Source organism: Bacillus sp. FSL K6-3458 (assembly GCF_038005045.1).
In the GTDB taxonomy this organism is placed as follows: domain Bacteria; phylum Bacillota; class Bacilli; order Bacillales; family Bacillaceae; genus Bacillus; species Bacillus altitudinis.
The window spans coordinates 2,950,415-2,972,907 of sequence record NZ_JBBOSI010000001.1 but is presented as its reverse complement, the minus strand read 5'-3'; the positions used below and the strand labels follow the sequence as shown (position 1 = coordinate 2,972,907).

Annotated in this window: 20 protein-coding genes and 1 riboswitch; of the genes, 10 read left to right on the top strand and 10 right to left on the bottom strand. The window is 41.3% G+C overall.

What is annotated here, in order from left to right; genetic code table 11:
• Positions 1-1,815, top strand: a complete 1,815-nt coding sequence (locus MHH23_RS15710) for an IucA/IucC family protein (protein WP_340959801.1) — start codon at positions 1-3, stop codon at positions 1,813-1,815.
• A gap of 45 nt (positions 1,816-1,860) precedes the next feature.
• Here the strand turns inward: MHH23_RS15710 and MHH23_RS15705 are convergent, their stop codons facing one another.
• From MHH23_RS15705 to MHH23_RS15685, 5 genes are all read right to left on the bottom strand, one after another.
• Complete coding sequence (locus tag MHH23_RS15705; RefSeq protein WP_340959799.1) at positions 1,861-2,718, bottom strand: GNAT family N-acetyltransferase; 858 nt, start codon at positions 2,716-2,718, stop codon at positions 1,861-1,863.
• A gap of 159 nt (positions 2,719-2,877) precedes the next feature.
• Positions 2,878-3,813, bottom strand: a complete 936-nt coding sequence (locus MHH23_RS15700; RefSeq protein ID WP_017360193.1) for a hypothetical protein — start codon at positions 3,811-3,813, stop codon at positions 2,878-2,880.
• A 117-nt stretch (positions 3,814-3,930) separates the two neighbouring features.
• Positions 3,931-7,359: a methionine synthase gene (metH, locus tag MHH23_RS15695; RefSeq protein WP_340959798.1), complete on the bottom strand. Its 3,429-nt coding sequence runs from the start codon at positions 7,357-7,359 to the stop codon at positions 3,931-3,933.
• Positions 7,343-9,184, bottom strand: a complete 1,842-nt coding sequence (locus MHH23_RS15690; protein ID WP_340959797.1) for a bifunctional homocysteine S-methyltransferase/methylenetetrahydrofolate reductase — start codon at positions 9,182-9,184, stop codon at positions 7,343-7,345. Before MHH23_RS15690 ends, metH begins: the two co-directional genes overlap by 17 nt.
• A gap of 78 nt (positions 9,185-9,262) precedes the next feature.
• Positions 9,263-9,381, bottom strand: a riboswitch (SAM riboswitch).
• Positions 9,382-9,462: 81 nt separating this feature from the next.
• Positions 9,463-9,954: a YajQ family cyclic di-GMP-binding protein gene (locus tag MHH23_RS15685; RefSeq protein WP_340959796.1), complete on the bottom strand. Its 492-nt coding sequence runs from the start codon at positions 9,952-9,954 to the stop codon at positions 9,463-9,465.
• 226 nt (positions 9,955-10,180) lie between these two features.
• Between MHH23_RS15685 and MHH23_RS15680 the strand changes: the two genes are divergently transcribed.
• From MHH23_RS15680 to MHH23_RS15670, 3 genes are all read left to right on the top strand, one after another.
• Positions 10,181-11,029 (top strand): CvfB family protein, encoded by an 849-nt coding sequence (locus MHH23_RS15680; RefSeq protein ID WP_024720045.1) that lies wholly within the window; start codon positions 10,181-10,183, stop codon positions 11,027-11,029.
• A gap of 157 nt (positions 11,030-11,186) precedes the next feature.
• Entirely contained in the window at positions 11,187-12,164 is a 978-nt protein-coding gene (locus MHH23_RS15675; RefSeq protein WP_024720046.1) for a BMP family lipoprotein, read from the top strand.
• Complete coding sequence (locus MHH23_RS15670) at positions 12,161-13,810, top strand: methyl-accepting chemotaxis protein (protein WP_098680893.1); 1,650 nt, start codon at positions 12,161-12,163, stop codon at positions 13,808-13,810. Before MHH23_RS15675 ends, MHH23_RS15670 begins: the two co-directional genes overlap by 4 nt.
• A gap of 41 nt (positions 13,811-13,851) precedes the next feature.
• Here MHH23_RS15670 and MHH23_RS15665 read toward each other — a convergent pair whose 3' ends face one another.
• A complete protein-coding gene (locus tag MHH23_RS15665; RefSeq protein ID WP_008348544.1) occupies positions 13,852-14,709 on the bottom strand; it encodes a DegV family protein in 858 nt (285 codons plus the stop codon).
• Positions 14,710-14,850: 141 nt separating this feature from the next.
• Between MHH23_RS15665 and MHH23_RS15660 the strand changes: the two genes are divergently transcribed.
• Together MHH23_RS15660 and MHH23_RS15655 are read left to right on the top strand one after the other, a co-directional pair.
• Positions 14,851-15,693, top strand: coding sequence for a YitT family protein (locus tag MHH23_RS15660; protein WP_007499067.1), 843 nt, complete (start codon positions 14,851-14,853; stop codon positions 15,691-15,693).
• Between the two features lie 14 nt (positions 15,694-15,707).
• Positions 15,708-16,163, top strand: coding sequence for a BsuPI-related putative proteinase inhibitor (locus MHH23_RS15655; protein WP_008348542.1), 456 nt, complete (start codon positions 15,708-15,710; stop codon positions 16,161-16,163).
• Positions 16,164-16,274: 111 nt separating this feature from the next.
• Here MHH23_RS15655 and MHH23_RS15650 read toward each other — a convergent pair whose 3' ends face one another.
• The 4 genes from MHH23_RS15650 to MHH23_RS15635 form a co-directional block, all read right to left on the bottom strand.
• Positions 16,275-17,630, bottom strand: coding sequence for an IS1182 family transposase (locus MHH23_RS15650; protein WP_268357090.1), 1,356 nt, complete (start codon positions 17,628-17,630; stop codon positions 16,275-16,277).
• Between the two features lie 101 nt (positions 17,631-17,731).
• The gene (locus tag MHH23_RS15645; protein WP_008348541.1) at positions 17,732-17,923 is read right to left on the bottom strand and encodes a DUF3813 domain-containing protein; all 192 of its coding nucleotides are present in this window, start codon (positions 17,921-17,923) and stop codon (positions 17,732-17,734) included.
• Positions 17,920-18,072: a hypothetical protein gene (locus tag MHH23_RS15640; RefSeq protein WP_008348539.1), complete on the bottom strand. Its 153-nt coding sequence runs from the start codon at positions 18,070-18,072 to the stop codon at positions 17,920-17,922. Before MHH23_RS15640 ends, MHH23_RS15645 begins: the two co-directional genes overlap by 4 nt.
• 88 nt (positions 18,073-18,160) lie before the next feature.
• Complete coding sequence (locus MHH23_RS15635; protein WP_008348537.1) at positions 18,161-18,973, bottom strand: Cof-type HAD-IIB family hydrolase; 813 nt, start codon at positions 18,971-18,973, stop codon at positions 18,161-18,163.
• 137 nt (positions 18,974-19,110) lie between these two features.
• On the opposite strand from MHH23_RS15635, the gene MHH23_RS15630 reads away from it, so the two are divergent.
• The 4 genes from MHH23_RS15630 to MHH23_RS15615 all read left to right on the top strand — a co-directional run bounded on the left by MHH23_RS15630 (position 19,111) and on the right by MHH23_RS15615 (position 22,364).
• A complete protein-coding gene (locus MHH23_RS15630; protein ID WP_041093094.1) occupies positions 19,111-19,896 on the top strand; it encodes an alpha/beta fold hydrolase in 786 nt (261 codons plus the stop codon).
• Positions 19,897-19,942: 46 nt separating this feature from the next.
• Positions 19,943-20,251, top strand: coding sequence for a metal-sulfur cluster assembly factor (locus tag MHH23_RS15625; RefSeq protein ID WP_003211530.1), 309 nt, complete (start codon positions 19,943-19,945; stop codon positions 20,249-20,251).
• 122 nt (positions 20,252-20,373) lie between these two features.
• Entirely contained in the window at positions 20,374-21,819 is a 1,446-nt protein-coding gene (locus MHH23_RS15620) for an FAD-binding oxidoreductase (protein ID WP_268432026.1), read from the top strand.
• The gene (locus tag MHH23_RS15615) at positions 21,816-22,364 is read left to right on the top strand and encodes an MFS transporter (RefSeq protein ID WP_052320257.1); all 549 of its coding nucleotides are present in this window, start codon (positions 21,816-21,818) and stop codon (positions 22,362-22,364) included. The genes MHH23_RS15620 and MHH23_RS15615 overlap by 4 nt, the downstream gene beginning before the upstream one ends.
• Positions 22,365-22,493 lie beyond the last annotated feature (129 nt).

Genomic DNA, 22,493 nt, shown 5'->3' with positions numbered 1-22,493 from the left:
ATGAGTGTACAAGATGAATTGAAAAAAGCGGTCAATCCTGCTGCTTGGAAAAAAGCAAACCAGCGAATGGTGGCAAAAATGCTGTCCGAATATATGTATGAGGATATGCTTCATCCCGTTCAGCTAAATCATCAGGATGGCATCGCCCAATATGAATTAATCATTCACGAACAGAAGAAATATCGTTATCTCGCAAAACCTCGTTTGTTTGATAGTTTTGATACGATTGCTGAATCGATCGATTGCTGTCAAGACGGAACATGGACAAAGGATGTTAGTGCCATTGTGTTTTTACTAGACATTCAGCCAATCATCCCAATGTCTTCTGAAACAACTGGTCATCTGATCAAAGAGCTTCACCATACCTTGTTAGCGGATGTTCATTTGCTGTCGAAAAAAGCACTTCGTGCAGATGAGCTAACAGATACAGATTATGCATGGATTGAGGGCGAGATGACTGGTCATCCGTGGATCGTCTATAACAAAGGGCGTATTGGATTCAGCTACGATGATTACTTAGCCTATGCACCTGAAAGGCAGGAATGTGTGCAGCTGTCTTGGATTGCTGTTCACCGAGAACTTGCGACTTTCCATGCGGTCGATCATGAGAACTATGAGCACATCATTGCCAAAGAATTAGACGAAGTCACGATTCGTCAATTCCAACGTGTGTTAAAGGATGAAGGGCTGAATGCGGCTGATTATTATATGATGCCTGTTCATAAATGGCAGTGGACGCATATGATCATCCAGCATTTCCCTGAAGATTTAGCCATGCGCCGTATTGTGTATTTAGGAGAAGGGCTGGATCAATATATTCCACAGCAATCGATCAGAACCTTTACAAACATCTCAAATAAAGGCAAGCATCATATTAAACTGCCAATGAGTATTTTAAATACGCTAGTGTACCGGGGGCTCCCATCAGAACGTACGGTGATTGCTCCTCGTATTACAGCACATATTAAAGGAATCGCCGATCAAGACGCCTTTTTATCCGATGTATGCCGCGTGATTTTACCAGGTGAGAATGCGAGTATCAATGTTGATCATCCTTATTACAGCAAGCTACCTGGTGCGCCATATCAATACCTTGAAATGCTTGGGGTCATTTTTAGAGAAAGCATTTATACGTATTTAGATGAAGGGGAGAGCCCTGTTACGTTGGCGGCACTGACGTATGAAGATCATGAAGGCGAGCCTTATCTGAAGCAGCTCATTGAAAAATCGGGTCTGTCAGCAAAAGAATGGATGGCGTCATTCTTCCATGTTGTCATGCCGCCGCTTCTGCACTTTATGTATCAATATGGCACGGTGTTTTCACCTCACGGACAAAATACAATTCTTGTATTAAAAGATCATAAGCCGCATCGCTTGGCGATCAAAGATTTTGTTGATGATGTGAACATTAGTGATCAACCGCTGCCTGAATTGGCTTCATTAGAAGAAGATCTAAAGGAAGTGCTGCGTAGTGAGCCGCCAGAGGGTCTTGTACAATTTATTTTTACGGGCCTGTTTATTTGCAATCTTCGTTACGTGTCAAACGTGTTAGACAATCACAATCTGTTAGATGAAACGACGCTTTGGCGCTTGCTTGCAGAAGAAATTCAGCAGTATCAAAAGCAATTTCCACAGCTAAAAGATCGTTTTGCTTTATTTGATCTATTCCAGCCTCAGCTGACAAAGCTTTGCTTAAACCGTAATCGCATGATTGATTATGGCTATGGAGATGGAGATGACCGGCCGCATGCATCAGAGCATGGCAAGGTCACAAATGCACTCGCTCAAGTTCTCTCATCCGTAGGCGAAAAATAAAAAAGAAAAGCTGTAGACAACTTCTGTCTACAGCTTTTTGATTTTTTAAGAAAATGCTTGTGAGGCCAGGAAATAGAGAAGCGCCGGATCGTTCTGCTTTTCGTTCCCGCGAATCATCATAAAATGTGCGACGTTTGTTTTCGTAAATCCTGCTTCTACAAGTGATGCATGCAGGCGTTCAGCTGTTTCTTCCTGCATATCTAAACGAAAGGCGCCAGAATAAGACGTGAGAAGTGATTGAATGAGTGATAGCGCCGTTTGTTCATCGTTTGCTGCAAGCGGGCCAATCAGCAGATTAGCTGGTGTTTCCACACCAAACGCGAAGCCGGTGATTTCGTGGTGTTCATCCTTTGCGATCAGTTTAAATGCTGCTCGCTCCATTCGCTTTATTAAGAAGTTTGATCGATTGGTCCCTGCGCCTTTTTCATCCAGCCTTTCAATAGACGGGAGGTGCGTTTGATCAGCGGGAAAAAGATGAATCTGATGTGACGGGTGAAGCGCACTAGGATTTGTTTTTTGTGCTTTGTATGTATGAATATAACCGGCTGTCTGAAAGCCGATTTTTTCATAAACTGGCTGTCCTTGTACAGTAGCCGTTAAAACGACAGGGACACTTGGATCACTATGACGAAGTAGTGTGTCAATCATTTGACGGGCAAGACCGAGGCCTCGATGTGTCTCAGATACAATGACCGCCCCAATTGATGCCACTCTGTCATACTGAAAAAGTCCAGCGCATGAAATGACTTGTCCGTCAGTTGTTGTAAAACCGGTAAAATGCCCATTTGTTAAAAGAGATGTGAGCTCTTCCGCATTGTAATCAGGCCAGTCGACCTCTTTTGACAATGCGACAAGGTCTGGTATGTCATCAAGGGTTAAAGTTCGTTGTATAACGTTTGCCAATACACGCAACTCCTTCTTAGCTGATTTCTCTATATGTATCGTACCATAAGAACGCATAAGAAAAAGGAAAAGGGGATACCTTTTCCTTCAGTGTATAGACAAACCCTCGCATTCGGTGTCAATCCTGCGCTTCGGTGCTCCCTTTTCCTTTTGTCTAGTTTAATAATTGAGGTCACGGTTGTATTCATATTCAAAGGTGAGCTGTAAGTTCTTAATTGAGACAACGCCTACTTTGATTAGCCGTCCACCGATCAATTGAGGAACCTCAGTTGCATTAAAAGAAACAAAAAAGCGGTCTTTTGCTGGCACTTGACTTGTTTTATAAGAAGAGATGTCAACTTTTTGACCGTTCCAAGGTACGTTCACTGTTCCGCCTTTTAAGGAAGAGACGGTGAATACATAATTATATGCATTTGTACTGCCTTTTTCAGCTTCTAATGACAGGCCAGTGACAACGGCATCCTGCGGCAAGCTGCTTAAATCAAAAGAAGAATTGGGAGATCCGGCTTCATTGAAACTATTCAATGTGGCAGGTGATCCATATCGTTTGGTTGTGCCTTTTTCAATACTTTTATCAAAGACAATACGATACATGTTGTCCTCTTCATTTAATAATTGCTTTGGTTTGACGGCTAAATAGTAGTCAGTGCTTGCGGCAATTTTCGGCATATGGATGATTTCATTTTGGTTGTTTGTCCGCACAGAGGAAGACACGAGTGACCCGCTCTGATTGTAAAGATAAAGATCGAAATCATTTCCAGCTTTCACATTGACGAGTTTGATAGAAAAGCGGCCATCTGCTCCATCAAATTTAGAGCTGGTGAACCGGTAAAAATCAATGTCATTCATAGAAGAGATACTACCTTCGTGATATAAATATGTCTTGTTTAGATGAAGAGAGTGCTGTAAGAATTGAGCTTTGTCCATCGTATCATTGTTTGCATAATCACTGTCTGGATACAGATGCTCCAATTCTTCTGTATAATATGTTGTTTGTTTCGTAGAAGTTTCACTCGCTTGAGCAGGTGATTGGAAAAGAGGGCTAGCGATAAAGAGGCCTGTAAGCAATAAAACCCCGATCTTCTTTTTGAACATGACAAACATCTCCTTTTAAGTAAATGACTTTCATTTATCATATCGGTAAATAAACGTAATTTTTCATATTTATTCCATTTTTATTTATAAAAAGAACCTCCAATTCAGGAGGTTTTTTTAGTGAACGTTAAAATATCGAGCTTCAGGATGAGAAACGACAATGGCTGAAACGGATGCTTCGGGCTCCATCATAAACCCTTCTGTGAGATGAATCCCGATTTTTTCTGGCTGCAGCAGGTGAAATAGTTTTTCTTGGTCTTCTAGATTAGGGCACGCTGGATAGCCAAAGGAATAGCGCTGACCTTGATATTTGGCTTGGAACCGTTTCTCCATCGTGAAATCGACTGGGTCTGGGAATCCCCATTTATCACGAATTACTTGATGCGTTCGTTCAGCCAATCCTTCTGCAAGCTCAAGTGCTAAAGCTTGGACCGCATGCATTTTTAAATAGTCACCCTCTTGTTTAAATTGCTGCGCAACCTCTCGTATGCGGGCGCCAGCCGTCACTGCAAATAAGGCGATATAATCTTTCTCGTTCTCTCCGCTTTTCCGCACATAATCAGAAATAGACCGGTACGGAAGTTTTTCCTGTCTTGGAAATTGGAATGTCTCAATGACGCGGTCAGGCGCTTCTGGATCATAGATATGCAGGTCATTCCCATTTGAACTGGCAGGGAAGAATTGATAGACGAATGCAGGTGCAAACCAGTTTTTCTCTCTGCCTTCTTGAAGAAGATCTGTGATCAGCTGTTTTAACTCCAATGCTTTTGGATGCTGTTCAGCCAAGAGCTTTTTGACCTTTCCTTTTAAACCGAGATGATGGCCGATCAGCATTTGCTCATTGACATAGGGCATAATGTGGTGCAAATCAATATCCCGTACATAATGGCGTTTCGTATTTTCTGGCGTGAAAATCGCTGCCTCCGGAAGTGTCGCGCGTTTTTCTAGTAATTCAATCACGGCTTTTGGCTGCGTTGTTTCTTTTTCCTTATGGAGTGTTTCTTGATCCTCTAAGGGTTTTGTTTGAAATTGAAGAGGGTTCGCTCTTAATTCATTCGCTAAAGACAGGCCGTCCATTGCATCTTTGGCGTAAAGGACGGGACCATCATATTGAGGCGAAATTTTCATCTTCGTAAACTTCCGTGAGAGCGCCGCGCCGCCCACCAAAATGGGAACAGAGATGTTTGCTTTTTGTAAATCTTGAGCGGTCAAGACCATTTGCTGTGCTGATTTGACAAGTAAACCTGATAGTCCAATCATATCTGGCTTTTCTTTTTGCACCGCTTCAATCAATGTTTGTGGGGTTACTTTGATTCCGAGATCGACGACGTGAAAGCCATTATTGCTCAAAATGATGTCGACCAGGTTTTTCCCTATATCATGGACATCTCCTTTGACGGTGGCGAGGAGAATCTTCCCTTTGCCGCTTGCGTCCTTTTTCTCCATAAATTGCTCAAGGTATGAAACAGATGCTTTCATGACCTCAGCGGATTGGAGGACTTCAGCTACAATCAATTCGTTTTGATTAAAAAGGCGCCCAACCTCTGACATTCCCTGCATTAATGGTCCATTGATGACATGAAGAGGTGATTCAAATTTCTCCAAAGCAAGGGCCAAATCATCAATCAGGCCTTCTTTTGTCCCTTCTACGACATAGAGTGCCAGCCTTTCATCAAGTGATAAGGAGATCTTTGGTTTCTTCTCTGTTTTCTTTTTCCCGCGATAAAATTGGGTGAACTCAGCAAGGGTTTGATCATTTGTTTCATAAAGTAAAGTTTCAGCCAGCTTGATTTCTTCCTTTGGAATTGAAGCGAAGCGTTCAAGCTTTTCAGTATTCACGATCGCATAATCAAGCCCTGCTTTTACGCAGTGATACAAATAAACGGCATTCAATATTTCTCTGCCAACTGGCGGGAGTCCGAAAGACACGTTACTAATGCCTAAAATGGTGAGACATTCAGGCAGTGCTGCTTTGAGTCGCTCAATGCCTTTAATCGTCTCTTCAGCAGCCCCAATATACTGTTCGTCTCCAGTACCTACTGGAAAGACAAGCGGGTCAAAAATGATATCACTCGCAGGGATTCCATATTTTTTCGTGAGCAGGTCATGGGATCTTACGGCAATCTCAAGTTTTCGATCTGCTGTGACGGCCATCCCTTTTTCATCGATTGTTCCAACAACAAGTGCGCCGCCATATAGCTTGACAAGCGGAAGAATCTCTTCAAAGCGCTCTTCTCCATCCTCTAAATTAATAGAATTGATAATGGCTTTTCCTTGAGAATACATGAGTGCTTTTTCGATGACATGTTTATCGGTTGAATCAATGACAAAAGGAGCTTTCACTTTTTTCATGGCTTCTTTTAAAAAGCCTTCCATGTCTGCTATCTCATCACGATCAGGGTCTGCTAGACACACATCAATGACGTGAGCGCCATTTTTCACTTGAGCACGAGCAATTTCTGCTGCCTCTTCAAACTTTTGTTCTGCGATGAGCCGTTTGAATTTGCGTGAACCAATGACATTTGTGCGCTCACCAACAAAGAGGGGGCGCATCGCTTCTTCATAAATGAGGGGCTCGATGCCTGATACGGTATGCGGTGATGACTCATGCGACATGCTGCGGGGCTGAAGCGAACGTACTTCATCTGACAATGCCTGAATATGTGCAGGCGTTGTACCGCAGCAGCCACCGACGATATTTAACCAGCCTTCTTTTGCAAAAGCGGCAATTTTTTTAGCAAGCGAAGCAGGGGATTCGTGATATTGCCCTTCTTCATCAGGGAGACCAGCGTTTGGATAGCAACTGACAGCCGACTTTGAGATGGAGGAGAGTGTACGGATATGGTCTGTCATAAATTCTGGACCAGTTGCACAGTTTAGTCCGACGCTGATTGGTTTCATATGCTCAAGTGAGATATAAAAGGCTTCAATATCTTGACCGGCAAGGGTGGTACCCATTGGTTCAATCGTCCCTGACACCATCAGTGGTAGCTCAATACCGGTTGCATGAAAAGCTTCTTGAATGCCTTTAAATCCAGCTTTGACATTCAGCATGTCTTGACTTGTTTCTAAAAGAAGAGCATCACATTTTCCATCAATCAGGGCGCGGGCTTGTTCTTCATAATTTGCAACGAGCTCTTCAAACGTTGTGCCGCCTGTCACGGATAATGTTTTTGTAGTGGGCCCCATTGCGCCTACAACAAAGCGGGGCCAGTCTGGTGTCGACAAACGGTCTGCTTCACGCTTTGCCAGCTGAGCTGCTTTTACGTTCAATTCATAGGCGAGATGGCCAAGTCCATATTCATCGAGAACGAGCTTCGTCGCGCCGAATGTATTTGTTTCGATTAAATCTGCACTTGCTTCAAGATATTGCCGGTGAATCGTGGAGATTATATGAGGGGCTGTGACGTTCAAATATTCGTTACAGCCTTCATACTCTTCTCCGCCGAAATCCTCTGCTGTGAGATCGGCGTTTTGAATCATTGTGCCCATTGCACCGTCAAGGACGAGGATGCGTTTTTTGAGCTGTTCAGTGATAGTTGGCATGGATGTTTGGCTCCTTTTCTTTCTGATGGATGTAGGTTGTCAGTTCTGCTGTTAAATCTGATCGAAGGAAAGGGGTAATTAAATAGATACCATTAAACAATTCGCAGGCTGTATCTAATAAAGAACGGGCAATCGCTAACCCTTCTGTCCGCTGCTTTTCTTTATCTTCGCCTGCCTTGGCCATAATTTCACGAATCGAGTCAGACAATTTAATGCCGGGAATTTCATGATGAATAAACTCAGCATTTCGGCTGCTTGTTAGCGGCATAATACCGATGTAAATCGGTTTATCCAAATGTCGGCTTTCTTCATGAATCTTCACAAGCTGTTCCTCAGAGTAAACAGGTTGTGAAATAAAATAATCGGCACCGTATTCAATTTTCTTCTCGAGGCGTTTGACCGCTTTATCAATATGACGGACATTGGGATTAAACGCGCCAGCCACTGAAAAATTAGTCTTTTTCCCGAGCGGTTTCCCAGAGAAAGATAGCCCCTCGTTAAATTGTTTGATCAGACGGATCAAATCAAAGGAGGTTAAATCATACACAGATGTCGCACCTGGGAAGTCCCCAATTTTAGACGGATCGCCTGTGATGGCTAAAATATCGGTTAGTCCAAGCGTGTCTAGCCCCATTAAATGAGATTGTAGTCCAATCAAATTGCGATCACGACATGTGATATGGACAAGTGAACGCATATCAAGCTGCTGTTTTAATAAAGCGCCGCATGCTACATTGCTAATACGCGGGGTAGCTAGAGAGTTATCGGCCAGTGTGAGGGCATCAATGCCTGCACTTTTTAATTCGTTCGCTGCGATAAGGAATTTTTCAAAGTTCAGCTTCTTCGGCGGGTCCAGCTCGACGATAATCGAACGTTTTTTCACAGAAAGCTCGTCAAGACCTGGTTCTGTCCGTTGATCTTGGATGGAAATGATTTCCTCTTTTAATACTTTCACTTCTTTTTCGGTGATAGGTGCTAAATCTTTGACCGCCTCAGCCATGGCGCTTATATGCTGAGGGGTTGTTCCGCAGCAGCCTCCAATGATTCGTGCACCCTGATTTCTAAACTCAAGTGCACTTTTTCGGAAATAATCATTATCTGTATCATAGACGAGTCTGCCTTCTTCAAGGGAGGGGAGACTGCTGTTTGGATAGACAGATAAATGCGAATTTTGCAAAAGTGGAACGCCTTCAAGTGCCTGAATCATATGATAAGGGCCTAATCGGCAGTTAATGCCGACGACATCAGCGCCAAGTGAGGATAATTCAGATAAACCGTCTTTTAGCGGTGTACCGTCCTGCAATACACCTTGCTCATGCATGGAGACGTTCATGACAATCGGAAGCGCAGTTTCTTTGCGAGCAATCTCAAGAACGGCTTTTGCTTCTTCAATATCGTAATATGTTTCAAGCAGTAATCCATCAGGTTCTTCATTTAAAAGGATATAGAGCTGTTCTCTAAAGCTCCGTTTAATCTCGTCTAAAGAGTAGGCATTTTTGTTAAATGTTCGAATGCCGCCGATCGTTCCAAGGACATAAGCTGAGCCAGCGGCTGCTTTTGCGATTTGTACAGCTTTTGTGTTGATGCGTTTTGTTTCTTCCTCTAAACCGTAGCGGGATAGTTTAATATAATTCGCACCGTATGTGTTCGTTTGAATAATGTCCGCTCCAGCTTGCACATATGCTTCGTGCACTCTTTTGACTTCATCTTCTTTCGATAAATTTAATTCTTCAAAGCAGCGGTCAATGCCATAAGAGTATAAAAGTGTTCCCATTGCTCCATCAGCAATCAGTACGCGATTTTGTAAGTCTTGTAATAGGCCCATTGGTTTCCTCCTTATTTCTATGTAACAAAAAAAGCCTTCTGATAAGAAGAAGACTTTTTGGCTGTATTGAAATTCTTCTCCTTATCTTCCAAGCAGTTGCTTGCTGGATTTAGCACCTTGGTCATAGAAAATAGATTTCTACTACACCGGTTGCTGAGGCTTCACAGGGCCAGTCCCTCTGCCTCTCTTGATAAGAAAGCGATATGAACATGTCAATGAATTGAACTTCCATCAACTGTATCGAAAAAATCGGAAATAATCAATGGAAAATTTGAAATTTATCGAAAATTTATAAATTGGACGTCAATCGGTAAATCTACCTTGCGCATGAGCGCCATCACTTCTTGTAAATCATCTTTATTTTTTCCTGTCACACGCACTTGGTCATCTTGAAATTGCGACTTTACTTTTATACCAGATTGTTTGATCAAGGCATTGATCTTTTTGGCATTGTCCTTATCAATCCCGCTAATCAGCTTTGCACGCTGGCGAACGGTTCCACCTAGGGCATGTTCTGTTTTTCCGTAGTCAATGTTTTTAGTCGGTACGTTTCGTTTAATCAGTTTTGTCACAAGGACATCCTTTAGCTGCTCCAGCTTGAAGTCATCATCAGAAATGAGAACGAGTTCTTCTTTTTCTAGTGAAATATCACTTTTACTTCCTTTAAAATCATAACGGTTTTTAATTTCTTTCAGTGCTGCTTGAATGGCGTTTTGCACTTCTGGCAGCTCCACCTTCGATACAATATCAAATGAACTTTCTTTTGCCATCACATATGACCTCCAACTATAGATATTGCGTCTATTTTATCATGCCAATAGGGGAAGAAGAAACTTTATCGAGGAGAGTTCAGATGTATGCGGTATAATTCAAGTACAGTTTGTCCACTTTAGCTAACAGAACTAGAGATGTTCATGATGACAGAAGTATAGTAGAATAAAGTGAATCAAAAGATGAACGAACGCTCTTTTAAGGGCAGATAGGAAGGAAGAGAACATGAGACCAGGTGAGCAACTGACCTTGCAAATAGATAACGAGATGGAATACGGCTACTTTTTAACAGATGGCGAAGATTCTGTTCTCCTACATCGCAGTGAGATGACAGAGGATATTGGAGATCGTGATGAAGTAGAGGTCTACTTATATGTAGATCATGAGGAAAGACTGGCAGCGACGATGAAAATTCCTAAAATCAATGCACATACATACGACTGGGTAGAAGTCGTAGACGTTGTAGAAGATATGGGTGCTTTTGTCGATATAGGTTTGTCAAAGGATGCACTTGTTGCAACTGAACACCTCCCGCCTTTTGAGGAAGCGTGGCCGAAAAAAGGCGACAAACTATACTGTATGCTCAAAGTGACAAGTTACGGGAGAATGTTCGCAAAACCAGCCACTGAAGATGTGATCAGTGAATTATTTACTGAGGCGCCAGAAACGTTAATGAACAAAGAAATGACGGGAACGATTTATCGCTTAATTGCGACAGGTTCTTTTATGCTGACAGATACAGGCGTGCGTGGGTTTATCCACCGCACGGAACGAAAGGAAGAGCCTAGATTAGGATCGACCGTGACAGGACGTGTTATTGCAGTGAAAGAGGACGGAACCGTGAACGTTTCTCTGCTTCCTAGAAAACAGGATGCATTATCTGTCGATGCAGAAGAAATCTTAACTTATATGAGAACGAGAAACGGTGCAATGCCTTACGGGGATAAAAGTGATCCAGAAGATATCCGGGAAAGATTTCAAATGAGCAAAGCAGCCTTCAAACGAGCATTAGGTCATCTAATGAAAAATGATCTTGTTTACCAAAAAGAAGGATGGACATACGAGAAAAAGTGAGCATTTGCTCGCTTTTTTTATTTTTATCATAAATAATGGTTTTTTTCAGTGAAAAAAGTCATGAAAAAAGCTGAAAATCCTTCACTTTATCATTGAAACAATGCCTCTCAAATCCGATAAATAAGGGGTAAGGATGATAAAAGGAGTGTGTTTTTGGATGAAAGTGAAGATTTCATTACTTCTGATGGCAGCGATGATCATGGTACTCGCCTCATGCAGCAATCAGCAGGGAGGACCACCGATATCAAATGCGAAGCATATTGGTGTCATGCTGACGGATGATGGTCTTGGTGATCAATCATTTAACGATTCATCATTTAAAGGATTAGAAAAAGCACGTGATGAGCTTGGCATTGAATTCGATTATAGAGAAATTGCAGAAACCGATACATATGAACAAGGGCTGACCGAGCTTGTGAAAGATGGAAATGACCTGATCATCGGTGTAGGTTTCAGTATGCAAGAAGACTTAGAAAAGGTAGCGAAAAAATATCCGAAAAAGCAATTTTTACTCATTGATGCTGTGTCTGAACTGAAAAATGTCACATCAGTGACTTTTAAAGAAGAGCAGGGCAGCTATTTAGCGGGAGCACTTGCTGCCATGACAACAAAAAGTGATGTCATTGGTTTTGTGGGCGGAGTCGATGCAGAGGTGATCCATCGATTTGAACAAGGCTATCAAAAAGGCGCAAAATCAGTGAATCCGAAAATCAAGGTCGTATCCACGTATGCTGGCACATTTAGTGATGCAGGCAAAGGCAGTAAAATAGCGAAAGACATGATCAAAAAGAAAGCAGATGTTTTATATGCCGCAGCCGGTTATACGGGTGTTGGTGTATTAAAAGAAGCGCAAACGCAAGGCAAATACGCAATCGGCGTGGACAGCGATCAGTATTATACAGCTGAAAAAGCCGTTATTTCGTCTATGGTCAAAAAAGTAGATGAAGTCGTCTATCAATTCAGCGAACAGCTCGTCAAAAGCAGCAAAATCAAAAGCGGGCATATCGTTTATGACTTAAGTAATGACGGAATCGATATGGCAAGAATCCGGGTGCTCAAAGATGCTGAGAAATTGACCAAAAAATTAAATGGACTGAAGCAGACACTTCTGAAAGAAGAGGGGGCAGCATCATGAGCTTACGCATCAAAATTTTGCTCAACTCACTCATTTCACTTCTTTTAGCGGTTGGCGTAATTGCCTTTATTATTGTGAGCATGACAAAAATTCAGTCATCAAGCGAAACAGAAGTTCAAACCTTACTGAACGTACAAAAAACGAAGGCCAGCTTTGAAAGTGTCGAACAAGCCATGACCAATTATTCCATGACCCTTTCAGATGAACAGCTAGAGGTCGTTCAAAGCGATATATCGACAGCAAAAAAACAGCTGCAAACGTTAAACAAAAACGCAGGAAATATGAACAAAGAAGCCCTAACACGGTTAAATTCAAAGTTTGACACATGGACGCAAGAAGCAAACAATGCCATTGGTGAAAAAAATGCCTCTGATGCCAGACGAGTGGCTGCCAGAATTGACGGTGTTTTAAACGACGTGCATACGATGAATAAAAGAGCACAAGAAGCGTATGAATACCATTTAGAGGAGGCGGCAGACAATGTGCAAAGGATCATCACAAGCGCATCTGTCGCAGCCCTCACGCTGATTGTCATCGCCGTCTTTTTAAATATTGGTTTAACGAGATCCATTGTGACACCAATCAAATCCCTTTCTTACCGGGCAAAACAGATTGCCGAAGGAAACCTCGCTGTGGAGCGGATGAACATCAAGCGGAAAGATGAAATCGGTGGCTTAAATGAGTCGTTCAATCAAATGACGGATCAGCTGATTAGCTTGATTCAAGAAATCAGCCATGTCTCAAGCCAAGTAGAATCATTCTCGGTTCAGTTAGATGATGAAAACAAAAAGCTTATGGAATCGGCCAATCAAGTGTCAGTATCGACAGACGAAATGGCGAATGGTTCACAAGCGATTTCAGAAGACCTTCAGCATGGCGTTAGTTTGATTGAGAAAATGGATTCACATGGCCGTAAGAATTCCGAAAGATCACATACAGTCATCCGTAGTACAGAGGATGCCATTGAAGCGGTGGAAAGCGGAAAGCACACGTTAACAGAAACAAAAGCAGCCATTGAAAAAAATACACGTGCGACGAGACAAATTGAAGAGTCAGCAGGAGAATTCACTCAGTACGCAAGCGGAATCTCCGCAATGGCCAAAACGGTTTCTGATATTGCGGACCAGACAAACCTCCTCTCACTCAATGCGGCGATTGAAGCGGCAAGAGCAGGAGAAGCTGGCAAAGGGTTTGCCGTCGTAGCGGACGAAATTCGTAAGCTGGCAGATGAATCGTCTCGTGCAACAAGACAAATTTTTGACATGGTGAGTCATATTGAAAAAGGCATTCAATCCATTAGCCAAACTGTACAAGAAGGGGTCAAGCTATCACTTCAGCAGCAAGATGCAATGGACAAAACCTCACACTCCTTTGAAGATATAGAAACAAAAGCACAACATATTAAGCAAGAAATGGCGGTCTTAAATGACCAAATTATTCAATCAACAGAGCTTGGCGGACAAGTGCTGCACTCGATTGAAAATATTAGTGCCGTTGTAGAAGAAACGGCAGCGGGCAGCGAAGAAATTTCTGCCTCGGCAAACGAACAACTGCAATCTTTCCATCAAATGAACAAACAAGTAGAAGAACTGATGAGTATGACAGCAAGGTTAAACGAAACCGTTCACCGATTTAAGCTATCATAAGAAAAGCACCCTTCCCGTGATGTTTCAGGGAAGGGTGCTTTTTATGATGGGCTGCCTGTAAAGAAGATGGCAAGTGTGCTAGGGCCTGAGTGGGACCCAACAGCCGCGCCGATGACCTGGATGTCGATTTCTTTTGGGTGAAATTCCGCTTCGATTAATTGTCTCATTTCTTCTGCAAGTGCAGGGTCATCTCCATGACTAATGCCAACAGTTTGACTAGACCAGTCAGATCCGCGTTCTTTCATCAGCTCGATAATGCGTTTCAATAATTTTTTACGGCCACGAATTTTTTCAAGGGGTATCAGTTTTCCATCCTCAACGTGTAAAATGGGTTTAATACTTAACAATCCGCCAACAAATGCGGACGCTTTACTGATTCTTCCGCCTCTTGCTAAATACGATAAATCGTCTACAGTAAAAATATGTTGTAAAGATTCACAAAAATGCTTTACAGACGTTTCAATTTCTTGTATTGTATTTCCGTCAATGGCAAGTGATTGAGCGTGTTTGACAGCTAGTCCATAACCAAGTGAAGCACATTTAGAATCAATGATTCGTAAATCGAAATCAGGGTATTCTTCTTTCACTTCGTTTGCCATCATCACAGCGGTTTGGTATGTACCTGAAAGCTCTGATGAAAAGGCAACATAAATAGCCGATGTATGGGTTTGGGCCGCAGAAACAAAGGCTTCTTTGATCCGGTTCGGTGAAGCTTGTGATGTTTTTGGACTTGCGCCTTGTCTCATCGCATCAAATACTTGTTTTGGTTCAATGGTGATCAAATCCTCAAATTCCTGCTCGCCGAGTAACACACGCAGCGGAATGAGTGTCATGTTTTGTTCATCATAATAAGAAAGAGGCAGATCAGCAGCACTGTCTGCTATGATATGAACAGTCATCAAAATCCCTTCTTTCTAAAAAAATCAACCATATTTTACATCTTTTTAGCCTAACTATATCATAGAAAATCATTTTTTCGTGTTCAAATTCTAAATTTTAGGGAAAACCATAGAGAGAATGGTAAGTGGAGGAATGACAACATGTTCATTGGAGAAGCAAAAAAATTCATCGTCGTCGTCATTGGTGCCTTACTTAATGCGATTGGGCTGAATTTATTTTTAATCCCTGCTGACGTATATGCAAGTGGTTTTACTGGGGTTGCCCAGCTGTTATCTAGTTTAATCGATCAATATGCACCGTTTTATTTATCAACAGGGATCCTATTATTTATTTTAAACATTCCGGTCGGCATTTTAGGCTGGATGAAGGTTGGTCGTTCCTTTACTTTGTATAGCATTATTAGTGTGGCGCTGACAACGATTTTCCTCGGCATTTTACCAGAGACAAGTGTTTCTGAAGATATTTTATTAAATGCTGTATTTGGCGGAGTCATTTCTGCACTTGGCATTGGGATTACACTGAAATATGGGGCATCTACAGGCGGCCTTGACATTATTGCGATGATTTTAGCGAAATGGAAAGACAAACCAGTGGGCACGTATTTCTTCATTTTAAACGGAATTATCATTTTTACAGCAGGATTGTTACAAGGTTGGGAGAAAGCTTTATATACCCTTGTCACATTATATGTGACGACTAGGGTAATTGATGCCATCCATACGAGACATGAAAAGCTGACCGCCATGATTGTGACAAAGAAAGCAGATGAAATCAAAGAAGCCATTTATGGAAAAATGGTCAGAGGGATTACGACTGTTCCGGCAAAAGGGGCATTTACCAATGAACAAAAAGAAATGATGGTCATTGTCATTACAAGGTATGAGCTGTATGAACTTGAACAAATTATAAAGGAAGTCGATCCAAAAGCCTTTACAAATATTGTTCAAACAACCAATATTCTTGGATTTTTCAGACGAGATTAAAAGGTGGGTAGAAGATGAAAAAAGGGTTAGTGCTTTTTCTCGTTCTATTGGTTTTAACAGCTTGTGGACAACAAAAAAAGGATGAACCAGACAAGGAGGTATCCGGTCAAATGGGAGAAAAAACCGTTGTACTCACAGTAGACCCCGTCCAAAAAGGTTCTTCGGTTCAATTTCATATGTCACTAAAAAATGAATCAGATCGAGATATTGAATTCACGTTTAACACAAGCCAAAAATTCGAATTGAGTGTGTACGATGAAGACGGAAATGAAAAATACCGTTACTCGAAAGACCGTATGTTCACACAAGCCATCCAATCCTTTGTGCTGAAAGCAGATGAAACATATGACTTCCAAGATACGTGGTCAAACGGTGTGGAGCCGGGAACGTATGAAGCGGTCGTCACATTTAAAGGAAAAGCAGAAGGGCTAAAGCAAATCACTGAGAAGAAAACGTTCCAAGTGAAATAAGCATAAGAAAAGCTGTCCGCAAAGCGGACAGCTCAGACCGTAGACAAACCCCACCTTTACTTCAAGTAAAGGTGGGGTTTTCACTTAATTTAATAAAATTGATCAGTTACCTTACGTTGGACTAGGTCCTTTCCATGTCCAGTTTGCTAATTTCTTAAGATTCATGGCAGCGAAAGTAAGCATCGCCTGCATCGAAACTTTTTTCAATCCTCGAAGTTTCGTCCATCGCATTCCATGCTTTTCTTTTGCATCCGCAAAAACGCGTTCAATCGTTTCTTTCCGTTTTGCATAGATGTTCTTATTCATTTCAGTGAGTCTCAGATGGTCTGCTTCGTCTAGGTAGTCCTGCCAAATATGTCGGTGAATCTGTTTGGTGTGATTTTGACTTTGTGTACAGTTATCTAGAAACGAGCAGGATTTACATACCTCTGAATCGGACGCATATTGCTTATATCCCTCTCTAGTCGTTGTACGATAAGAAAGAATTTGCCCGTTTGGGCAAATGTAACAATCAAAATGTGCGTCATATACGTATTCATTCTTTTTCAAGTAACCAGCTTTTGTTCTCGGGCGGGTGTAAGGCATGACAGGTCTTATCTCTTGATCCATTAAAAACTTGGCGATATATGGTGTTTTATATCCAGCATCAACTGCGACTACATTGGGTTTTCCGACTTTCTTTGTCACCTTTGATACGAGTGAATCTAACATACGACTATCATGAACATTTCCACCAGTGACCAGTGATCCTAAAATAAATCCTTTTGAATCACAAGCCGTATGAAATGAATAAGCAAATAATTTTTCACGTTCATCCTTTACATAGTAGCCACTCTCTGGGTCAGTTGTACTGACCTTGATTTCTTTTTTCTCTTTCTTATTCTGTAGGGGTAACGGCTTTTTTCCATGTTCCTCACGATCAACATTGATCTCCTCATGAAGCTGATTTTGATAACTTCTCGTTTCTACTCGAACAATTTTCTTTTCAAGTTTTTTCTTATTGGCGTTTGCTTTTACATGAGTTGAATCAATGAAAGCGATAGATGGATCAACGAGACCTTTTTTCATCGCTTCTCTTAAGATTCGATAAAAAATTTGTTCGAATAAATCTGTATCATGAAAGCGTCTCACGTAGTTCTTACCGAAGGTAGAAAAGTGCGGAATTTTCTCCGAAAATCCATATCCAATAAACCAACGATAAGCCACATTAGTTTCAATTTCTTTAATGGTTTGACGCATAGAGCGAATGCCAAATAGGTATTGGATCAAAACCATTTTAATAAGAACAACGGGATCCACACTTGGTCTGCCGTTATCAGAACTATAATGATCTTTGACAAGATCATACACGAAATCAAAATCGATCGCTTGATCAATTTTTCGTACAAGATGATCTTCAGGCACTAATTCATCTAAGGCCACTACTTCTAATTGATTTCTTCTTTCTTCTTCACGTTTCGATAACATGTTCATCCCCCACAGAAATGTGTTATTACCCTTATTATACAAAAAAGCTTGTAGACTTTGTCTACAAGCTGAGCTGTCCGCAAAGCGGACAGCTTTTTTCGTTAAAGATCATCAAGCAGGTCTTGGAACGTATGCAGCTGGTTTCTTTCTGCATCTGTCGAATTAGCAAATGCAGATGATACGGCGTTTTTAGCTCGCTGAACTGCTTGTTGACGCTCTAAACCAGATGGAAATGAAGAAGTAAGGGCTTCCTCAGTAAATGATTTGGCTTGATCAAAAAGTTCGTTTCTCACAATGAACCTCCAGAAGCATCAGTCTTCATATTTCCCCTGTCCTCCGCAGCTTCTTCAAGTGTGGAACGATACGGAAAACGTGCGTCATGCAGACTGACTGAATCTTTACCTTGTTGTATAAAGCGTTTCGATTTGCTTCTTTTACCCATTCGGAATCCGCCCCTTTACACAAGCTGACAGGACATCCTGTCTAACAGTAGTATGCCCGCTTCGACCTGCTATGTATGAATGGAAAAATTAAAGCGAGAAGTAATTCGTTAGGAATTTTGCAATCCCATCTTGTTCATTCGTATCTGTCACTTCATTAGAGACGCGTTTCACTGCATCAATCCCGTTGCCCATGGCAACCCCGCATCCAGCAAATTCAAGCATCTCTAAATCATTGTCTTCATCTCCGAATGCCACAATCCGCTCCTGAGGCACACCGTAATAATCACTGATCTTTTGCAGTCCAACGGCTTTGTTCATACCTGTTTTAATGATTTCAATGACATGCCACGGAGCAGCCCAGCGTCTGTGGTCAATCACTTCTGCATGAACATCTGTCAAATAGCTCCGAATCGCTCCGACGTCTTCTTCTTTTGCGTGAATTAAGACGCTTGTGACATTCTCTCCAAGATTGTTCCGAAGGTCTCCAACGGTCACTTTGTTTGCATTCATATTAAATATATCAATGAGCTTTTCATCATGATAATGGAAATACAAATCGTCTAGCACTTCAGCTAACACATTGTGCACTTTATATTCCTCACTAATATCCACAAGCTGTTTCACGACTTGAAGATCAAGTGATGTGTGAAATCTGCCCCATTTTTCATCAAGAGGATGATGGACAAACGCTCCATTAAAGTTCACAATCGGTGAATCGAGCTGCAATTGCTGATAATAAGGAGAGCTGGAACGAAATGGCCGGCCAGTTGAAATACAGACATGATGCCCGCTGTCTTTCACTTTTTGAATGACATCAAGTGTGTGTGCAGAAATCGTTTTATCGTCTTTTAATAACGTGCCATCCAGGTCAAGTGCGATTAGATAAGGTTTAGTCTCCATAAAATCTCCTTTGATCTGTAAGTAATAGGAGGCAGTTGGTGCGGGTGCCTCCACCTATAGTGTATCTTTATCACATCTTCGTTGTCTACATGTTAAAATAAACAAAGACGGGAATGATAAAGGAGGATTCATAGGCTGTGATCACCATTGATGAGCAAATGACGCACGATATTCCATTTTTACATATCGTAAAAGCTGAAAATAAAGATAAACCACTGCCACTTGTATTTTTTATACATGGATTTACAAGTGCACGCGAGCACAACTTACACTTCGCCTTTCATTTGGCGGAAAAAGGCATGAGAGTCATTTTGCCTGACTGTGCTTATCATGGTGTAAGATCAGAAAACCTCAGCTTAGAGGAACTGGCATCAAAGTTTTGGGAAATCGTCCTGAACGAAATACGTGAAATCGATATCTTAAAAACATATTTTCAAGAAAAACAATTGATTGAAGCCGATCTAATAGGTGTTGCAGGTACTTCCATGGGAGGCATCACGACCTTTGGTGCACTCGCAAAACATGATTGGATTAAAGCGGCAGTCAGCTTGATGGGCAGTCCGAAATATACGACATTCCTACAAGCACAAATTATGGACATGCGGCACAAAGGGTTGATGAAAGAGATTACAGATGAAGAGGTTCATCAGCAATTAGACGCGCTGCGTCCTTATGATCTAACGCTGCAAACAGATCGATTAAACAAAAGGCCATTGTTATTCTGGCATGCAGAAAACGATCCGGTTGTCCCTTACAGACATGCAAAAGCTCTTTATGACGAGTTAGCAGAAACCCAATATAAAGAAGATCCTCACCTGATTCGTTTTATCACAGATGGACAGGCTGGCCATAAGGTCTCAAGACAAGCGATGTTTGAAACCATTGACTGGTTTGTGACACACCTGAAAAGCACAAACGTTTAGCCAAAAGGAAAAGTACGTTATACTAGTTGAAAAAGGAGTGGATATCATGGATGAAGCATTGAAAGAAAATATTTTAGGCGCCCTAGAACAGGTGATTGACCCTGAGTTAAACGTAGACATCGTCAACCTTGGACTTGTCTATGATGTCGATCTTGATGAGAATGGAAAAGCGGATATCACGATGACTTTAACATCAATGGGGTGTCCCCTTGCACCAGTTATCGTGGATGAAGTGAAAAAAGCATTAAGTGACTTGCCTGAAGTGAAAGAAACAGAAGTTCACATCGTATGGAATCCACCTTGGACACGTGACAAAATGTCAAGATACGCTAAAATTGCGCTTGGTATTCAATAAGTAAATACGGAAAATGCCTGGTATGAGTTGAACTCGTACCAGGTTTTTTTATGAAAAATTAAGGTAGAGGAGGAGTATGGTTCGATATAATGGATGTAATTTTATAGAACGGAGTACCTATAATGAAACGAAAGTGGATATGGATCGTTCTTTTGATGGGATATGGCGCTGCCTTTTTTGCATCAGTCTCTATACGTGAAAGTCAAGCACACAAAAAACAAGGACTTGATGCGTTTACAGATGTGAGTCACCTCATGCCGGTCAAAATAAAAAAAGTCGTGCAAGGAAAAGAAATAGAATCTTTAAAAGAAGTATTAGAAGAAGCAAAAGAGAAGAATCTGCCCATTTCAATCGCCGGAAAGCAGCATAGTATGGGCGGCCACACGTATTATGAAAATGGCATTGTACTAGACATGACGAAATTTCGCCGAATCGTATCATTTAATGAAAAAAAGAAGACCATTCGGGTCCAGAGCGGCGCCACATGGGATGATATTCAAAAATATGTGAACCCATATGGTCTTGCAGTAAAGGTGATGCAATCTCAAAACATCTTTACGATTGGTGGCTCGTTAAGTGCAAATGCACATGGACGTGACATTCGCTACGGCTCACTCATTGACACTGTGCGCTCTTTCACACTGTTAAAAGCAGATGGAGAGATCATCACAGTAAAGCCTAGCGATGATTTATTTACTGCCGTGATTGGAGGATACGGCTTATTCGGTGTCATTTTAGATGTTGAGCTTTCCTTAACAAAGGATGAATTATATAAAATGGAGACAACCTCTCTACACTTCGATGAATACACTGATTATTTTCAAAAGCATGTAAAGAACAATAAAGAAGTGCGCATGCATCTCGCAAGAATCTCTACAGCGAAAACAAATTTTTTGAAAGAGATGTATGTGACGAATTATTCGCTTACTTCTGATCAACAGATTGATCCATACCGCGAGCTCAAAGAAGATCAGCTCGTCATCCCTTTAAAATTTATGCTCGGCCTTTCGAGAAGATTTGATATGGGGAAAGATTTGCTATGGAACTTGCAAAAGAAGTATTTTCAAAGTCAAAATGACCAGCTGATCACAAGAAATAACGTGATGCGGTCTGATTCTGCTTTTTTAGAATACGAAAATGAGTCAGATACCGATGTGCTTCAAGAATACTTTGTTCCAGTTGATCGTTTTCGTGCGTATATCGATGACATGAGAAGCTTTTTACAACAGGAAGAATTGAATTTAATGAACATCACGATCCGCTACGTACAAAAAAATGAAAAAGCGGATCTCTCATATGCGAAAGAAGATATGTTTGCACTTGTTTTGTTAGTGAATTATGGTTTTGAGAAAGAAGAGAGGGCAGAAGCAGAGCGGGTCATCCGGCAAATGACAGATATCACCTTGCGGCACCATGGAAGCTATTACTTACCATACATGCCGTATCAAACGAAAGCACAAATGAAACAAGCGTATCCAAAAACCGATCTATTCTTTCAAAAGAAAAAGCAAGCAGATCCAGATGGCAGATTTATCAACTACTTTTATGAAAGGTATAATACACAATGAATGCTAAAGCAATGAAATGGTTCGTCTATTCACAAAGTCTACTGTTTTTCGCCAGTAGTCTCATTTTCCCTTTTTATATTCTTTTTATTAAAAATGTTGGGTCGAGCTACTCTCAATTTGGTCTTGCTTATGGTCTGTTTGGTTTGAGTGGTGCGTTCATTCATTTATTATTAGGAAAACTTCCTGAAACGACCGACAGGCGTCTCTTTTTAATCATTCATTCGTTTGGTATGGGGTTTCTTCTTCTACTTTTTCCACATATCACAGAAGTAGAGCAAGTTTATATGATTCAGCTTGCCTTAGGTGTGCTAGGTGGTGTTCAGAAGCACGGAGAGAAACTACTCGTCACCGAACTCACAAATGAGAAAAAGCGAATGAAAGAAGTTGGGCACTATCATTTTTGGACAGCGCTTTTTTCATCCATCGCCATTATGCTTGGCGGCCTTTTTGCTGATTTCTTCACCATTCATTTGATTTTTTATGCAAGTTCCCTATTATATTTATGCAGTGCGCTTCTGGTCCTCAATATGAAGAACAATAGATAAAATCCGCATGTCTCACGAAGATATGTGGATTTTTTTATGAAAAAAAATGAAAACAAATATTAAATATACAATTGAATTAATTTTTATACATGTTATAATGTTAAATAATTTCACAAAGATCAAGAGGGT

Coding starts and splice junctions, on each gene's coding strand:
- metH (WP_340959798.1), bottom strand. CDS start 7,359: ATGCCAACTATCACTGAACAGCTCAAAAAACGCATCCTCGTCCTTGAC.
- MHH23_RS15665 (WP_008348544.1), bottom strand. CDS start 14,709: ATGACTGTTCATATCATAGCAGACAGTGCTGCTGATCTGCCTCTTTCT.
- MHH23_RS15635 (WP_008348537.1), bottom strand. CDS start 18,973: ATGGAGACTAAACCTTATCTAATCGCACTTGACCTGGATGGCACGTTA.
- MHH23_RS15675 (WP_024720046.1), top strand. CDS start 11,187: ATGAAAGTGAAGATTTCATTACTTCTGATGGCAGCGATGATCATGGTA.
- MHH23_RS15670 (WP_098680893.1), top strand. CDS start 12,161: ATGAGCTTACGCATCAAAATTTTGCTCAACTCACTCATTTCACTTCTT.
- MHH23_RS15710 (WP_340959801.1), top strand. CDS start 1: ATGAGTGTACAAGATGAATTGAAAAAAGCGGTCAATCCTGCTGCTTGG.
- MHH23_RS15650 (WP_268357090.1), bottom strand. CDS start 17,630: ATGTTATCGAAACGTGAAGAAGAAAGAAGAAATCAATTAGAAGTAGTG.
- MHH23_RS15700 (WP_017360193.1), bottom strand. CDS start 3,813: ATGTTCAAAAAGAAGATCGGGGTTTTATTGCTTACAGGCCTCTTTATC.
- MHH23_RS15655 (WP_008348542.1), top strand. CDS start 15,708: ATGAAAAAAGGGTTAGTGCTTTTTCTCGTTCTATTGGTTTTAACAGCT.
- MHH23_RS15615 (WP_052320257.1), top strand. CDS start 21,816: ATGAATGCTAAAGCAATGAAATGGTTCGTCTATTCACAAAGTCTACTG.
- MHH23_RS15680 (WP_024720045.1), top strand. CDS start 10,181: ATGAGACCAGGTGAGCAACTGACCTTGCAAATAGATAACGAGATGGAA.
- MHH23_RS15660 (WP_007499067.1), top strand. CDS start 14,851: ATGTTCATTGGAGAAGCAAAAAAATTCATCGTCGTCGTCATTGGTGCC.
- MHH23_RS15685 (WP_340959796.1), bottom strand. CDS start 9,954: ATGGCAAAAGAAAGTTCATTTGATATTGTATCGAAGGTGGAGCTGCCA.
- MHH23_RS15625 (WP_003211530.1), top strand. CDS start 19,943: ATGGATGAAGCATTGAAAGAAAATATTTTAGGCGCCCTAGAACAGGTG.
- MHH23_RS15640 (WP_008348539.1), bottom strand. CDS start 18,072: ATGGGTAAAAGAAGCAAATCGAAACGCTTTATACAACAAGGTAAAGAT.
- MHH23_RS15690 (WP_340959797.1), bottom strand. CDS start 9,184: ATGGGCCTATTACAAGACTTACAAAATCGCGTACTGATTGCTGATGGA.
- MHH23_RS15620 (WP_268432026.1), top strand. CDS start 20,374: ATGAAACGAAAGTGGATATGGATCGTTCTTTTGATGGGATATGGCGCT.